This window comes from uncultured Pseudosulfitobacter sp., assembly GCF_963976325.1.
Classification (GTDB): domain Bacteria; phylum Pseudomonadota; class Alphaproteobacteria; order Rhodobacterales; family Rhodobacteraceae; genus Pseudosulfitobacter.
The window spans coordinates 193498-209698 of sequence record NZ_CAXBJW010000001.1 but is presented as its reverse complement, the minus strand read 5'-3'; the positions used below and the strand labels follow the sequence as shown (position 1 = coordinate 209698).

Below are 16201 nucleotides of genomic sequence, written 5' to 3'. Positions count from 1 at the left end.
GGTCTTATCCTTGCAATGCGATGTTCAGACGGCTGGAGGTCGCCAGCCCCTTGGTGCAGGCCTCTGACTCCGCGTCGTCCACGGTGCATGTCCCTGCCCCGTTGATCAGCAGCGATCCGATCCGCCCGCAGGCGGTGTCGGCAATCTGAAACTGGCGCACGCGCGGCACGCCAGCGGGCAATGCGCCAAAGTCGAACAGCGTCAACATCATCACCGCGCCGTCCGCGCCGAACAGCACGGTCTCGTAGACGGCGCGGTCGATCGGCGCGGTGCCGGTGTTGGTGGCGACAAAGGTGATCCGGCAGGCTTCGCCCACCAGATCCGCCGCGTTCAGCTCCAATGCAACACCGCCCTTGGACGGTGTCGCATCATCGGCCCGCGCCACCGTGCCAAACAGCACGACAGCGACGGCAAGACAGGCGCCTATGTGGCGATATGGCTGCATGGGGTTTCCTTTGCTTTGTCTTAGAAGGTTGTCGACAGCGTCACCTTGAACGTCCGGCCCGTCGCGTTGCGGGTGGACAGGCGCGGCTGATAATTTTTGTCAAAGACGTTCTCGACACCGAAGCGGATGGTCGATCCTTCCAGCACGCCATGCTGCGGCACGTAGGTCGCGCGCAGGTTGTGCACACCAAAGCCGGGTGACACGGTGCCACCTTCGTCATAGCGTTTGGCCGCTTCGACTTCCCAACTCAGGTCAAGCTCGTCACTGAACTTGCGGCCCAGCGTCAGACGCAGGTTGTCCTGCGGGTTCTGCGCCCAGTCGCCTTGCCCGCCGCCATCGTAGGTGGCAGTGCCTTGGGAAATGTGGGCGTTGGCGTCCAGATAATAGCCGTTCTGCATGGCATAAGCGGCCTCAAGCTCGACCCCTTCGCGGTCCAGTCCCTCGACCGTGGTGCCGGGGCCACGTCCCTGATAAGTGGTCAGATCGGTCAAATGGTCGTTGTAATAGTTGACCTTGAACGCAAGGCTGTCGCCGCTGCGGAAAACGTCGACCGCGTCATAGGCCACGCCAATTTCGTAGCTGCGGCCCTTTTCCGACTGTGTGATCAGGCCGGTGTCGATGTCATCAATGATCGGCAGGTTCTCGGTATACGAGGCCGACCCGAACACGGCCCAGCCGTTGTCGAATGCATAGCGCGCCGACACGCCGCCCATCAGCGCGTCCTTGTCATATTCCGCATTGCCGTTGATCGGGTCCTGCGTGATCGTCTGGTTTTCATAGCGCAGCGCAGGCGTGATCGTCCAACGGTCCCCGATCTGCATTTCATCCACGGCGTAGAACGCCAGCGCATCCTTGGTCCCACCGGGGGCGGACCCTGCTGTCGCATCGCTGCGTTCACGCTGGATGAACTCGATACCCGTGCGCAGTTCGTGGTCTATGGCACCGGTGCTGAACAAGGCCTCGTTCTTCACGCGGAATGTCGTGGTACGATAGCGGTTGTCCGCATCCAACAGCGCGTTGGGGCCAACGATGGCTTCGCTTTCCACCAGCTCGTCCGAATACAGCAACTCAGCCGTGACATTCAGCCACGCCACATCGCCGGGATTGTAGTTGTAGCGCAGGGTGGCCACTTCGTTTTCGATGTAACGGTCAACGTTGCCGAATGCCGTCGTGCCGAACTGGTCGTAGGGCACATCGAACTGTTCCTGCTGGGTCTTGGTATAGCTGAATTCGACAAACTGGTCATTGCCCGCGCCAAAGGTATAGCGCGCCTTCAGCAGGCCCGAAGGATCGTCAATGTCGCCCGCGTCGGGGTTGATCTGGTCGCCGTTGCCATCGGTACGCACCCCCAGCTGGCGACGGGTGTAGTTGAACAACACCTCGAACTGCTCATCCGGTTGCCACGCCAGCGTCGTCGATGATGCCAGCCCGTTGCCGTTGGTGGAAAAGTCCAGCGTTTGCCGCCCGACAAAGCCCAGTTCGCCCTTGGTCATGTCGCTGGCGTCAATGGTTTCCAGCCGCACGACACCGCCAAAGACGCCAGAGCCATATTCAAACGACCCCACCGAGCCGCGCAGCACTTCGATCTCGCGGTACAGGAACGGGTCGGTGTATAGCTGCGAGCCGATGCGGTACAATTCTTCGCTGCCCTTGGTCGCGCCATCAATCTGCACCAGAACCTTGCCGTCTGTGCCATAGGTGCTGTTGGCACCATAACCGCGAATGTTGATGCCCGAACCGGCCGCCGTGGTGCCGTTCACCAGCGTCACGCCGGGCACGGTGTCGATCAGTTCGGCAACGGTGCCCGCCTGACGGTCCTCGATCTCGGCCTGGTCGACGATGGTCACGGGGATGGCAGTGTCTGTCTGCACCGCGCGCTTGCCTTCGCCCAGTACGATTTCACCCAAGTAGCCTTCGGTGGCGTCTTGAGCAAATGCGCCCGAAGCGGCGCCAAGTGCGACCAGTGCAGCGGTTGAGGCACACAAGCGTGCCCTTGTTGTTCGGAATGTCATGCGGGAGTCCCTTCGCAGTGCGTGGCGGTGGCCTTGGGCTTGCGAAAGGGCTGGCTTGGCGTTTGATTTTGATTTCTCGGCAAGTTCAAAACTTGTCGCTTGCAGTCCACTATTTAATCATACTAAAACTGTCAAGAATTAAAGACGGCGGTTTTCGACCCTGTCCAGCCACGCCCCCCGCACCCCGGGCCGCAGCCAGTTCATCCCATCACACTGAGCAACCCCGAGGGACATCATGGGCCTAAGCACACAACCATCCGCCGACGACATTCGTACGGCACGCATCGAACACGCCAATCTGCGCGAACGCGATCTTGCCGACAAACTTGGCATCACCGAGGCGCAACTGATTGCCGCGCACACAGGTCAGGGCGTCACGCACATCGCGCCGCATCCCGACAACATCATGGCCATTGCCAGCCAGTTGGGCGAGGTCATGGCGCTGACGCGCAACGTGTCATGCGTGAACGAAAAGGTCGGCAGCTACGCCAACTACACCTCTGGTGCGCACGCTGCGATGGTGCTGAACGACAAGATCGACCTGCGCATGTTCCCGTCGCACTGGTGCCACGCCTTCATGGTGGAAAAGACAACTGATGCAGGGCTGCGCCGCAGTCTTCAGGTTTTTGATGCCGCCGGCGACGCGGTGCACAAGATTTTCCTGCGCGACGACGCCTTTGTCCCCGCATGGGACGCCGCCAAGGCCGAGGCCGCCCTGCCCGACCAGCCCACGCATCTGGACCTGGCCGCGCGTGCACCAACCGAAGCTGCGAAACCCAACCCCGAAAAGCTGGACGTGTTGCAATCGGAATGGTCCAAGATGACCGACACCCACCAGTTCATGCGCCTGACGTCCAAGCTGCGGATGAACCGTCTGGGCGCATACCGCATCGTTGGCGCGCCCTTCGTGCGTCCGCTGGCGACCGGTGCAATTGACCGGATGCTGAACGACGTGCAGGCGGCGGGCATCGAAGTGATGGTCTTTGTCGGCAACCGTGGCTGTATCCAGATCCACACCGGCCCGATTCAAACCCTCAAGCCGATGGGCCCCTGGCAGAACGTGATGGACCCCGGTTTCAACCTGCACCTGCGTCTGGACCACGTGGCCGAAGTCTATGCCGTCGACAAGCCCACCCAGCGCGGCAAGGCCGTGTCGATCGAGGCATTCGACGCTGACGGCGGGCTGATCTTTCAGGTCTTTGGCGTGCGCAAGGACGATTACGACAGCCGCCCCGCATGGCGCGCCATCGTCGATGCCCTGCCCGCGCTGGAGCTGGAGGCGGCAGAATGAAACGCAGAACGCTTTTGCGGGCGCTGGCGACCACGGCTTTGGCGTCCGCACTGCCGATGACGGCCTTTGCCGACAGCTATGACACCAGCCGTGTCGTCGCCATTGGCGGGGCCACGACCGAAATCGTCTATGCCCTGGGCGAGGAAAGCCGTCTGGTGGCGCGCGATTCCACCTCGACCTTTCCCGCCGCGGCAGAAAAGCTGACCGACATCGGCTATATGCGCGCGCTGGCCGCCGAGGGCGTGCTGAGCGTGCAGCCGACGCTGATCCTGAGCGAACCGGGCGCAGGCCCGCCCGAGACGATCTCGGTGCTTCAGGCCGCGTCGGTTCCGATGGTGGTGGTGCCTGCGCCCTTTTCGGCGGATGGGGTGCTGACCAAGATCACTGCGATTGGCGACGCTTTGGGCGTGCCGGACAAGGCACAGGCGCTGAACGATCAAGTGCAGGCCGCATTCGACGACGTGGCACTGCAAGTGGATCAATCCGAGGGCGCGCCCAAGCGGGTTCTGTTCGTGCTGAGCACCCAAGGCGGGCGCATCATGGCGTCGGGGACAAACACGGCGGCGGACGGGATTATTTCACTGGCCGGTGGCGTCAACGCCATCGACCAGTTCGAAGGCTACCGCCAACTGACGGCCGAGGCGATTTCTGTCGCCGCCCCTGACGTGGTGCTGATGATGGACCGCGAGGGCGATCATTCCAGCACCGCCGAGGCGCTGTTTGCCATGCCCGAAATGTCCACCACCCCGGCGGCCCAAGCGGGCGCACTGGTCAAGATGGACGGGCTGTTGCTGCTGGGCTTTGGTCCGCGCACCCCGCAGGCGGCACAGACGCTGCATGACGCATTGCAGGGGCAAAGCTGATGATGGCCAGCGACACCGCTGTCGGGGCTGCTGTTCACGCGCCCTTTGTCGACAGGCGCAGCACCGCGCGGCGCGCGCACATCTGGCTGGGCCTGTTGCTGCTGCTGGTGTCGCTGGCCAGTCTGGCTGTGGGGGCATCCGGCACATCGTTGTGGGGCGCCCTGATCAAACTGGCGCAGGGAGAGGCGCTGACCCTGACCGAACGGGTGGTGCTGTGGGACATCCGTGCGCCGCGTCTGGTGATGGGCATCTGCGTTGGCAGCGCGCTGGCCGTATCGGGCGCAGTGATGCAAGGGCTGTTCCGCAACCCGCTGGCCGATCCGGGCATCCTCGGTGTGACCTCGGGTGCGTCTCTGGGGGCCATCAGCATCATCGTGCTGGGGGCGGCGCTGCCAGCGGTGGTGCAATCCACGCTGGGTGCGGGCCTGTTGCCGGTGGCGGCTTTTCTGGGCGCTTGGGGGTCGATGTTGCTGCTGTACCGCGTATCAACCCGCGCAGGGCGCACATCAGTGGCGACGATGCTGCTGGCGGGCATCGCCCTTGGCGCGCTGTTCGCCGCCTTTTCCGGTGTGCTGATCTTTCTGGCCGATGACATGCAACTGCGCGAACTGACCTTCTGGTCGCTTGGATCGCTGGCCGGTGCATCCTGGGTCAAGCTGAGCATCGCAGCACCGGTGATCGTGGTGTCGGTGGCGCTGGCCTGCACCCTGGGGCGGGGCCTGAACGGTCTGGCCCTGGGCGAAGCTGCCGCGCACCACATGGGCATTCCGGTTGAACGGACAAAGACCGTGGCCATTCTGGCCGTGTCCGCCGCGACCGGCACCGCCGTCGCCATTTCGGGCGGCATCGGGTTTATCGGCATCGTCGTCCCGCACCTGCTGCGGCTGGCCACCGGGCCGGACCATCGCGGGTTGCTGGTGAACGCGGGCCTGCTGGGTGCGTCACTGCTGCTGGTGGCGGACATGATCGCGCGGGTGGTCGTGGCCCCTGCTGAATTGCCCATCGGTATCCTGACGGCCCTGCTGGGATCGCCGGTGTTTCTATGGATATTGCTGCGCAAACGCGGATTGGTGGATATGTGATGCTGAAAGCGAACAACATCTCGGTCAGCTACGGCCACAAACAGGTGCTGCACGGGCTGGACATGACCGCACGCCCCGGCACCCTGACCGCCATCGTCGGCCCCAACGGGTCGGGCAAGACCACGCTGATGCGCGCACTGACCGGCGACGTGGCCTTTGGCGGGACGATCACGCTGGGCGACACCGACATCGCCACGGCCAAACCCTATGATCTGGCCGCCCAGCGCGCCGTGCTGCCCCAGGCAACGCCGCTGGCGTTCCCGTTTCAGGCGGTCGAAGTCGTGCGTCTGGGCCTGCGCGGCGGGATCGAGACCAACGACCGGCTGGCGCTGACCGCCTTGTCGCGGGTCGGCCTGGACGGCTATGCCAACCGCTTTTACCAAGAGCTGTCGGGCGGCGAACAACAGCGTGTGCAACTGGCGCGCGTGCTGTGTCAGGTATGGCGGCCCGTGGTCAGCGGCGTGCCGCGCTGGTTGTTTCTGGACGAGCCGGTGTCGAGCCTGGACATCGGCCATCAGTTGACGGTCATGCAAATCGCCCGCGACTTTGCCCGTGCAGGCGGCGGCGTTGTCGCCGTGATGCATGACCTGAACCTAAGCGCGATGTTCGCCGATCAGATCGTGCTGATGCAGTCCGGCCGGATCATCGGCCACGGCACCCCGTCACAGGTGCTGACCGATGCCCAGGTTTCGCGCGCATATGGCTGCGACATCCGGACCGGCACTGCCCCTGCGGACGGGGGATGGTTCATGCTGCCGCAATCGGCAAGGCTGGACGATCAGCCGACAGGACAACCCGAGACTTTGAAGGACAGCCTCAAAATGTCTGTGGCGTGACAGACAGGCGTTGCACCATGTCGACAGGCACAAGGCGCCCTTGTCGTGTCCGTCAAACCAGACGGTAAAGCGCGCTTACCAGGTCACGCTCCCGAAAGGGTTTGCTCATGACCGATACGCCCCGGAACGCATCGCCCAGATCCGAGCTGTCCAACTGACCGCTAAGCACCAGAAACGGGATCGACAGATCCGCAAGCTGCGAAGCCACCGCATCCGTGGTTTCCTGCCCCAGGTTCACGTCCAGCAAAACAGCGTCCGGTTTGTCGCGTATCGCTTTCAACGCACTTGCCACGGTCGTGCACGGCCCGATTACCTGCGCCCCGCGCGATTTCAATGTCTCGGAGATGTCCAGACCGATGATCGGGTCATCTTCGACGACCATGATCCTTTGACCCGAAAACGTCTGATTTTCGACGACGGGCTGTTCATATTCATGTTCCTGTGGCTCCTCGGAAGGCACCACAGGTGTGTCAGGCACTTCGCGCTGAAAGCTGTCGTTGATCACGATGTCACAGATCAGCCCATCAGGGGCAAAATCGAGTGTCACAGTGCCTTGATCGCGCATGGCGTTTTGCAAAATGGTCGACCCGATCCCTTTGCGACGTTCACCCGCCAGCGAAGGCCCCCCTGTTTCAGTCCATTTCACGCAAACCTGCCTGCCGCTGCCTTGGCTGACGGTCACGTCCACACGCCCCGATGGCACCGAAAGCGCCCCGTGTTTCACGGCATTGGTCAGCAGTTCGTGGAAGATCAACGCAAGCGCTTCAGAGGCCTCGCCCGAAAACCAGACACGGGTTTCACCGCTGATGGATATGCGCCGCTGCCATCCCGAAAACGCCTCAAGCTCCATGTTCAGGATTTCCAGAAGGCTGGACCGTTCCGCCTCTTCGGCGACCAATACCCTGTTCGACCGGGCAAGGGCCGCCAACCGCTCTGTCAGCGTCTCGGCAAGCTGTTCAACGTTGCTCGCCTTTTTCGAAGCGTGCCGGATCATCGAATTCATGATCGTAAAGGTGTTCGCAACACGATGGTTCAGCTCTTTTGACAGCAGTCTAAGGCGGTCCTCGCTCTGCTTTGTCTCGGTGATGTCCAGCACGTGACCGATCAGCTTGGTGACCTTGCCCGTGTCGGAAAACTTCGGCACGCCCCGGGCACTGATCCAACGGTCGACACCATCTGCACGACGTATGCGGGTTTCAAAAGACCAAGGTTTTCCCTCTGTCAGTGACGCATTCAACAGATCACCCACCCGCTCGCGGTCTTCCTCTATCACGTAGCTCAGAAAAATTTCGCCGCTCCAGCGGTCCAGAAGTTCATCATGTCCGAAAATCTGGTCGTGCCTCAGATTGCGCTCTGCTTCGCCGGTGGTCGCATCCAGTTCCCAGATGCCGATTTCGGACGTGGCCAACAGAAGGTCAAGGTGATCGACACCGCTTTCCAGAAAACTTGATTTCTTCATAATTCGCGTCTCAATAAAATATCTGTTCCGGAACGATATAGGACAGTTTTTCCAGAAAAAAGCCTTTGCTGCCGACAAGCATCATGAAACGGCGGATAACCGAGCATGAAGCAGAGGCGGGCAAAGCGCATAAAAACAAATCTTTATGCGAAATGAATACTCTCGCGGCAGCCTTTGCAAAAAGTCGGGAACAAATCGCGCGCCTGCCCGATCTGGGAATTCAATCGCCCCCTGCGTATTCCTGCACGCAGGGCCGCATTTGGCCCCCTCTTATCGCACGGTATGCGCTTTGCCTCGCGCTGCAGCGGGGTGGCAACGGGTCGGTCACGAACCAACGCCAAAGCTCAGACGTAAACGCCCGAGAACACCACACACAGGCCGGCGGCCACCATCAGCACGGTGGGCACCAGCTTGCGCGCACCGATCAGGCCGTAAGAGATCAAGCTGAGCCCCAGCGCCACACGCAGCGTGGCAATCACGGCGGCCACGGGGCTTTCGGCCAGCCGCAGCATGTCAGGGTTGGCGACCATGCCCAGCGGGATGATATACAGGCCAATGCCCAGCGCCATGGCGGTCAGGGCAACTTTCAGCCAGTTTTCACCGATCATGCCAGCGGCGATAAAGACCGCGCCGCACACCGGCGGGGTGATCGTGGACAGCAGCGCAAACCAGAACACGAACAGATGCGCCTGCAACGGCTCCAGCCCCAGTTGCGTCAGCGCAGGCCCTGCGACCGAAACGCAGATCACATAGGCGGCGGTCGTCGGCACCTCCATCCCCAGGATCAGGCAGGCCAGCGCGGTCAGCAACAGCGACGGCCACAGCAGCCCGCCCGCACCTTCCAGGATCAGCGAGGTCACCTTGACCCCCAGACCGGTGATCGACAGCACCCCGATGATGATCGAAGCGCACAGGATGATCGCCGCAATCATCGACACCTGCCGTGCGGCGTTGACCACGGCAGAGGCAAAGCGGGCGGCAACCTGTTCGCGTTTGCATTGCAGGTTGCCGTTCACGAACAGCAGCAGCGCGCCCGCAAGGATCGCCAGCGCGGCGGCATATTCCGGCGTGAACTTTGCCCCGAACATGCCCCACAACAGCACCGTGAACGGCACCAGAAAGAACAGCGATGTCACGATCACATCGCGGCGCGCGGGGCGGTCTGCGGCATCGACGCCTTTCAGATCAAACCGGCGCGCGTAGGCGTTGATGCCAACCCAGACGGCCAGGAAATACAGAAACGCAGGCAGGATCGCGGCGGACATGATCGCCGTGTAGGGCACGCCCGTCAGCTCGACCATGACAAAGGCCCCCGCCCCCATCAGCGGCGGCATGATCTGCCCGCCGGATGAGGCCACGGCCTCGACCGCCGCGGCCAGACGTTTGGGATAGCCCAGCTTGGTCATCGCGGGCAGCGTGATCGCACCGGTCGAGGCCACATTGGCCGAGGCCGAGCCGGAAATCGAGCCAAAGAGCGCCGAGGAAATAACCGACACCTTTGCAGCGCCGCCGTTCAGGCGCCCGGCAAAGGCGGCGGCGACGTTCATGAACCCCTGCCCCGCTTCGCCTGCGTTCAGAACCGCGCCAAAAATCACGAATATAGATACGACGCTGACGGACACACCTGTGAGTGACCCCCAGATGCCGCCTTCGGCAATGGTCAGCGTGCCGAGAAAGCTGTTGATCGGGGTGCCGGAATGGCCGAACTGCCCCGGAACATACTGGCCGAACAGCCCGTACAGCAGCGCGGTGCCGGCCACCAGCGGCAGCGGCCAGCCAATGGCGCGGCGGGCAGCCTCGAGCGTGACAGCCAACAGGACGACGGCGATGATGATCTGGAAGTTGCCCTCGAGAAACCCGTACTGGTCACCCAGCCGGTCACTGTTCAGCGCGATCCAAAGGGCCGCGGCCACACCGAGGATGGCGATGATCGCACCGCTGATGCGGCTGGCTGGCCCCGTCGCACCCAGCACCAGAATAAACGGCAGGATGAACGCCATGTGCAGCGGGCGACTGACAAGATTGGGCACCAGACCCGAGAAGATCAGGGCCAGATGATAGCCGACCAGAGCCGTCGCCAGCACAAGCCAGAACGCCGCGTGCACGCGGCCTTTGGGAAGCATATCCATCGGGGTGCCCATCGCTTGGAAAGTGCAGGCCGGGGAATGACCCCGACCTGCGAAGGACGCATTACTTTTGCGCGTCGGTCAGGGCAATGCCTGCCTCTTCATAGTAACGCTGTGCGCCGGGGTGAATCTTGCCTGCGATGTTGGCCATCAGGGTCTGGTCCACACCGTTCCACCATGGCGATGTGTCGCCCAGCTTGGCCTTGCTGTCCCAGAAGGCTTTGGTCAGCGCATAGGCCGTGTCGTCATCCATAGCGGCGGTCGCATAGGCCACAACCGGCAGCGATGTGGTTTGAATGTCGGCGTCCTGACCGGCATAGGTGCCCGCCGGGATCACCAGTTTCGTGCGGCCGGTTTGCGCGATCTGGTCGTCGGTCAGCGACAGCACGGTCACAGGGGTCGAGGCCGCCGCTTCGATCACGTTGGGCGCGGGCCACGAGCCTGCGGTGACAAACCCGTCGATCTGGCCGTTCTTCAGCGCCGCCACAGCGTTGGACAGTTCGGCATCGGCAATCTTGACCTTGTCGGCCAGTCCGAAGGTTTCAATGTATTTCTCGCCCTCGGTGGCACCGAACGATCCCTTGCCCAGCAGGATCTGTTTGCCGTCCATCCCCATCAGGTCGGTGACCCCGCTGTCGGCGGACATCACGAAATGCATGGTCAGCGACGGGATCGGGAACAGGGCGCGGATGTCGTCGAACTTGGGGTCGCCCTTGCCCTCGAACATGGCCTTGCCCTGCTGGGCCAGACCGACCAGCGCCGGTGGCGTGGTAAAGACATAGTCGGCGCCGCGCGCTTTGACCTCCATGACGTTTTGAACCGAACCCTGGCTTTCTTCGATGGTAACGATCAGCGCGCCGTCAGTGCCTGCTTTCATCGCCTCGGCCAGTTCAACGCCCATCTGGTAATAGGACGAACCGGTCTTTGCGGATTTATAGGTGATGCGGGTTTCGGCTGATGCGGCTGTCAGTCCAAGGGCACTCACAGCCAATGCAGCCAGAGCGGTTTTTACAAAAGCGTTCATCTTAACTCCTCCTTCAAGATGGAACCTGTGATGGGTATCGGGTCGACAAATTCGGTGCTGCAAAGAACGTCTAAGCTGGACCTGTGTCAACGTGCGGATGTGCTTTGATCATCAATCAACGCGCGCAGAATGTCAGAAACACTGCAACAAGGGCAACCTCTTGCCATGGCGCGGCGTAGAAAGCGCAGAAGCGCAACCGGGCCCGAGTCGCGCGAAACCCGCCCGGGCCAACACCCACCAACTCAAATCAACGCCAATACATACTTATGGATAGGTTTTTCCGTCAGTAAATTCAGCTATTTTACTGGATAACGACTTCTGGCTTGCGAAAACATCACAATATCGCATACTATAGTATCTAAACTGAAGCTTAAGTATGGATTCCCCCGCGAGAGTTCACTATATGCCATACTAAGTTTGCAAATAGGACAGGGTTCGCGCACGTCTGGCGGCCCGCCTTACAGCGTCTAAAGCTTCGGTTGCGCACAGCGCAGGCTATAATGGAGTTGCCTAAGTGGGCAAGCGTGACAATCTCAGTGGCACTCAGGTGCGTTCGGCTGTTGGCGATCAGGCCAACGGCCTGAGCTTGCCCGGACGCACCCTCCAAAACGCTGACGACAAGGGCGGACGCCTGAACGGTGTGTCGGCGACGGCAACCGCCATCGGCATGGGTCTTGCCTTGCAAAGCGGGTCGCCTGATGGATTGCAGGCTTTTGCCGAGACGCTCCCCGAGGGTGACGCACCTGTTCCCGACGCGAAAGCCGCCGACAAGACCCCTGCGGCGCAGGACCAGACCGTTCTGGACGCGGATCAAGACGGCGGGAACGCTACGGCGCACCCCTTTGAGATCGCCAGCCTGGACGTGGCGGCCGAATCTGCTGCCGTGGGCGACACGACCGATGCCGCCGCCGAACCGAAAATGGCCAGCCTGGGCGCGGCACCGCTGCACGGGTCGCAAGATGATCAGCCCTATTTCAAGCAATCCGTAAAGCCGGGCGAAGACACCGACCCGACACTGCACACTCCATCGTCGCCGAAACCCGAAGTTTCAAACGACACGCCCTCCTCCCCTCCGCCCATGCCTGTGACCGACACCCTGCTGGGTGAAGACGGTGTCGTGGACACTGTTGTTGACACATTGCTGGGCGAAGACGGCGTCGTGGACACCGTGGTTGACACATTGCTGGGCGAAGACGGCGTCGTGGACACCGTTGTTGACACACTGCTGGGTGAAGACGGCGTCGTGGACACCGTTGTTGACACACTGCTGGGTGAAGACGGCGTCGTGGATACCGTTGTTGATACACTGCTGGGTGACGACGGCGTGGTTGACGTCGTCCTGGGTGACGATGGCATCGTGGACACCATTCTGGGTGATGACGGGGTCGTTGATACCGTGATCGACACCGTGCTGGGCGACGACGGCGTGGTCGATGTTGTCCTGGGCGATGATGGCATCGTGGACACCGTTCTGGGTGACGACGGAGTTGTTGAAACTGTGGTCGACACCGTGCTGGGCGACGACGGCGTGGTCGATGTCGTCCTGGGTGACGATGGTATCGTGGACACCATTCTGGGTGATGATGGGGTTGTCGGCACTGTCGTTGACACGGTGCTGGGAGACGATGGCATCGTTGGAACCCTGGTCGGTGGCATTCTTGGCGGGATCACTGAAGATGATAGCCCCGACGTCTTGGATGACCCCGTTTCAGTCGTCGTGGACAGCATTGACCCCCTAACAGATGTTGTGACGGACACTGTGGAAACCGTCGTCGATACAACCGACGACCTGATCGACACCGTATCCGCGCCAGTAGAAACCGTCGTCGACACAACCGACGACCTGATCGAAACCGTATCCGCACCGCTGGAAACCGTCGTCGACACAACCGATGACCTGATCGACACCGTGTCCGCGCCGCTGGAAACCGTCGTCGACACAACCGATGACTTGATCGACACCGTAACCGCACCGCTGGAAACCGTCACCGATACAACCGACGACCTGATCGACACCGTATCCGCACCGCTGGAAACCGTCACCGATACAAACGACGACCTGATCGAAACCGTATCCGCGCCAGTGGAAACCGTCGTCGAGGACGTGACCAGCGGCCTCACCCCTCTGGTCGAGGACCTGATCGGCGAAGACGGCATTTTGGACGGTGATGACGGGTTCCTGGACACGCTGATCGGCGGCGACAGCCCTACAAGCCTGCTGGGCTTTGGCGGCGGCGGCGACAGTGCTGAAGCTTCTGTTTTTGGTGGCCTTCTGGGAGAGGAGGACATCTTTGGCCTTGATGTGGATGTGGACACCGACGTCGGGGCCGATGATCTTTTTGCGGGCCTAAGCGGCGATGCCAGCCTGACCGGAACGCTTGTCGATCAAGGTTTGTTCGAGGACGCGGCTTCGGGTGACGGCGCGGCACCCGACCCCGAAATTGACGACCTGCTGAATGACATCCTTGCCGGTGGCGTTGAAGACGTGCTGGGTGAGCAGAATACGTTCAACGACCTGCTGGACGCCGCGGCACCTGACGGTGACGGCCTGCTGTCCGATGCCGAGGGCAGCGGCTTGCTGGTCGACAACGCGGTCGATGACGCAATGAACACTCTCTTCAACACAGGCGGCGACGCCGAAACATCTCTTTTGGATGGACTGTTTGATAGTTCATCAGACAACGACGCTGTTTAATTGCAGCCAAATTGGCAACCTAAACGTGTTGCTACGGTGAAAATTGGGGTTCCACGACAGCGGGGCTTTACCTTTTAATGTATTAAATTTAATCAGTAAAAACAACTTTGACGCCATTCGTGCGTCTAAAAATACAACCTAAACCATAAACTCTTGCTTGAAAAAGGTTAACAACTGGTTAAAGTTTCAGCCATAGTTCGTTGGCTGTCAAAAGAAAATCAGTTGACCCCAAAAGATACGGCTACAATCTTAAGTTGGCAGCCATTCTGTTGAGGGACGTAAAGCCGGTAAAAGAGTAGTTATTTTTGTGAGATGGCAGTGACTGTTGGAGTGACCACGCAAACAAAGGGCACAGAACAAGCAAGTGCAGCGTCAGTCAGTTCCCGCCGTGTGCTGGCGGAACCAACCGACGTCTCAGTTGGCGCGCCCGTTCTTGGCACGGAAAAAGCCGGACAAGATCTGGTTGTGCGCCTGGCGAACGGCGAAACCCAAACTATCGAAAACTTTTTTGTCATTGGGCCCGATGGCGACTTCAGTCGGCTGCTGTCGGCCAGCGGCACCCCCGTCGTGACCGGGCTGATGGCGCCCGAACCCGACATTCCGCAAGACAGTGAATTCACCCAAGGGATGCAAGCCCCGCAGGGTGTTGCCGCCGCCGATACAGCGTCTGCCGAAGATGACGGTACGGGCACCGCAGGTGACTGGGACAACACCGCACTGTTCGCAGGCGCCGGCTTTTCGCTGGGCAGCGGCATTGGTTTTCTGTCGGGTGATGACAGCGACGCAACCCCTGCCCGCACGGCGCAAAGCACCCAGCCTGAAACGGAAACAGATCTGGTCGAAGTCATTGACGCATTAACGGGGCCCGAAGACGCCGCACTGCAACCATGGGACTTTGAACCTCACCCCTCTGAAGAGGAAGCGCCGTCTTCAGAATTTGGTGACGAAAATGCCACCAAATTGACAGAAACTTACGGTTTTCTTGAGTCAGAGTCACCTGACCCAGGCTCGCTGTACATCCCCGACCCGCAAGATGAACTGCTGGCTGACCTTATGACGGAGATCACTGGATGATCGCGCTGACACGGCCCAATCCGAACCAACCGACACAGCGCCCGCGCATCCGTTTCGCGCCGCTGGCCGCAGCGTTGTTGACCGTGATCATGGCGATGCCCGCCGCCGCGCAGATGTCGTTGCAAACGGCTGTTTTGCGGGCGACGGAACGTGACGGAAATGTGGCGGCGCTTCGTCAGACGGTTGCAAGCCGTTCGATCGACATTCAGGCCGCCCGAGATGAATATTATCCCAGCATCAGCCTTTCGGGTGACAGTTCGACCACCGATTCAAACGGCGCCGGCATCACGCTGACCGTCTCGCAGGTGCTGTACGACTGGGGCCTGATCCGCAGCAAGATCAACGCCGCCTCGCACGTGCGCGTTCAGGCTGTGTCGGACCTGAAAATGGAGGTCGAGGGGCTGTCGCTGCTGGTGGCCGAGTTCTTCATTGATATTGAGATCATCGACCTGAAAATTGCGCGTACACGGGCCTATACGACCTTTGCGCGCCGGATTTCGGGGCAGGCGCAGGATCGTGCCACGGCAGGCATCAGTGACAACGGCGAGGTCGCCCGCGCCCGGCTTGAGATTGCCCGCGCCGAGGATCAGTTGGCGCAACTGGTTGCAAACCGCCGCATTGCCCTGTCGCAAATCGAATTTCTGGTAGGACAGCCGGTTGCCGGTGTTCAGTCAGCCCCCGATCTGGGTTTTGCCAGCCGCTATGCGCAACCCGCCAAGGTCCGCTCGGCCGTGCACATCGCACCGTCCTATATCGCGGCCCGCGCCGCCGCCGATGAGGCAGCAGCAGGCGTGCAAACCGCCAAGGCCGCGCGCCTGCCCACGATCAAACTGCAGGCCCAGGGCCGCGCCGACCTGAACGGCGGCCGAAGCCGCACCGCCATCGGCATTTCCACCGGCGTCGATCTCAGCTCAAGCGGGCTGGGCAAACGTGGGGTGCAATCGGCCGAGTTGAACCTGCAAGCGGCCAAGTCCTCGCTTGTTTCGGTCGAACGTGACCTGACCAACACCGCATCCAGCGCCCGCCAACAGATCACCATTCTGCGCACCACCGAAAACGCGCGGGGTCAGCAATTGGCCGAAGCGCAGCGGGTTCTGGACAACTATGAACAGCAATTCATCGGCGGTCAGCGCGAACTGCTGGACCTGCTGACAACGGGCCGCGACCTGTACGACTCGCAAATCGACAAGATCAACACCTACGACGAACGCAAACGCACCGAATACCGCGCGGCGCATGACCTGGGTGTGCTGGGCACCCTGATCATCGCGGCATCCCCCTCGCAATAGAAGCG

12 protein-coding genes are annotated in these 16201 nt (G+C 61.2%); 7 read left to right on the top strand and 5 right to left on the bottom strand.

The window, feature by feature from the left end:
- Positions 1–4: 4 nt before the first annotated feature.
- Together AAC077_RS01020 and AAC077_RS01015 are read right to left on the bottom strand one after the other, a co-directional pair.
- Positions 5–445, bottom strand: a complete 441-nt coding sequence (locus AAC077_RS01020) for a hypothetical protein (protein ID WP_339766023.1) — start codon at positions 443–445, stop codon at positions 5–7.
- A gap of 20 nt (positions 446–465) precedes the next feature.
- Entirely contained in the window at positions 466–2457 is a 1992-nt protein-coding gene (locus AAC077_RS01015; protein ID WP_339766021.1) for a TonB-dependent receptor, read from the bottom strand.
- A 235-nt stretch (positions 2458–2692) separates the two neighbouring features.
- On the opposite strand from AAC077_RS01015, the gene AAC077_RS01010 reads away from it, so the two are divergent.
- Genes AAC077_RS01010 through AAC077_RS00995 form a run of 4 tightly spaced genes read left to right on the top strand, consistent with a single transcriptional unit; the run spans position 2693 to position 6529 of the window.
- Positions 2693–3748, top strand: coding sequence for a ChuX/HutX family heme-like substrate-binding protein (locus AAC077_RS01010; RefSeq protein ID WP_339766019.1), 1056 nt, complete (start codon positions 2693–2695; stop codon positions 3746–3748).
- On the top strand, positions 3745–4611 hold the full coding sequence (locus tag AAC077_RS01005) for an ABC transporter substrate-binding protein (protein ID WP_339766017.1): 867 nt from the start codon (positions 3745–3747) through the stop codon (positions 4609–4611). Before AAC077_RS01010 ends, AAC077_RS01005 begins: the two co-directional genes overlap by 4 nt.
- A complete protein-coding gene (locus AAC077_RS01000; protein ID WP_339766016.1) occupies positions 4611–5693 on the top strand; it encodes an iron ABC transporter permease in 1083 nt (360 codons plus the stop codon). Before AAC077_RS01005 ends, AAC077_RS01000 begins: the two co-directional genes overlap by 1 nt.
- Positions 5693–6529, top strand: coding sequence for a heme ABC transporter ATP-binding protein (locus AAC077_RS00995; RefSeq protein ID WP_339766014.1), 837 nt, complete (start codon positions 5693–5695; stop codon positions 6527–6529). Before AAC077_RS01000 ends, AAC077_RS00995 begins: the two co-directional genes overlap by 1 nt.
- A 52-nt stretch (positions 6530–6581) precedes the next feature.
- On the opposite strand, the gene AAC077_RS00990 is transcribed toward AAC077_RS00995, so the two are convergent.
- From AAC077_RS00990 to AAC077_RS00980, 3 genes are all read right to left on the bottom strand, one after another.
- Complete coding sequence (locus tag AAC077_RS00990; RefSeq protein WP_339766012.1) at positions 6582–7988, bottom strand: HWE histidine kinase domain-containing protein; 1407 nt, start codon at positions 7986–7988, stop codon at positions 6582–6584.
- A 344-nt stretch (positions 7989–8332) separates the two neighbouring features.
- Complete coding sequence (locus tag AAC077_RS00985; protein WP_339766010.1) at positions 8333–10117, bottom strand: TRAP transporter fused permease subunit; 1785 nt, start codon at positions 10115–10117, stop codon at positions 8333–8335.
- Between the two features lie 61 nt (positions 10118–10178).
- A complete protein-coding gene (locus AAC077_RS00980; RefSeq protein WP_339766008.1) occupies positions 10179–11138 on the bottom strand; it encodes a TAXI family TRAP transporter solute-binding subunit in 960 nt (319 codons plus the stop codon).
- A 514-nt stretch (positions 11139–11652) separates the two neighbouring features.
- Here AAC077_RS00980 and AAC077_RS00975 point away from each other — a divergent pair.
- The 3 genes from AAC077_RS00975 (at position 11653) to AAC077_RS00965 (ending at position 16196) form a co-directional block, all read left to right on the top strand.
- The gene (locus tag AAC077_RS00975; RefSeq protein ID WP_339766006.1) at positions 11653–13833 is read left to right on the top strand and encodes a hypothetical protein; all 2181 of its coding nucleotides are present in this window, start codon (positions 11653–11655) and stop codon (positions 13831–13833) included.
- A 330-nt stretch (positions 13834–14163) separates the two neighbouring features.
- Positions 14164–14907: a hypothetical protein gene (locus AAC077_RS00970; RefSeq protein ID WP_339766004.1), complete on the top strand. Its 744-nt coding sequence runs from the start codon at positions 14164–14166 to the stop codon at positions 14905–14907.
- Positions 14904–16196: a TolC family protein gene (locus AAC077_RS00965; RefSeq protein WP_339766002.1), complete on the top strand. Its 1293-nt coding sequence runs from the start codon at positions 14904–14906 to the stop codon at positions 16194–16196. Before AAC077_RS00970 ends, AAC077_RS00965 begins: the two co-directional genes overlap by 4 nt.
- Positions 16197–16201 lie beyond the last annotated feature (5 nt).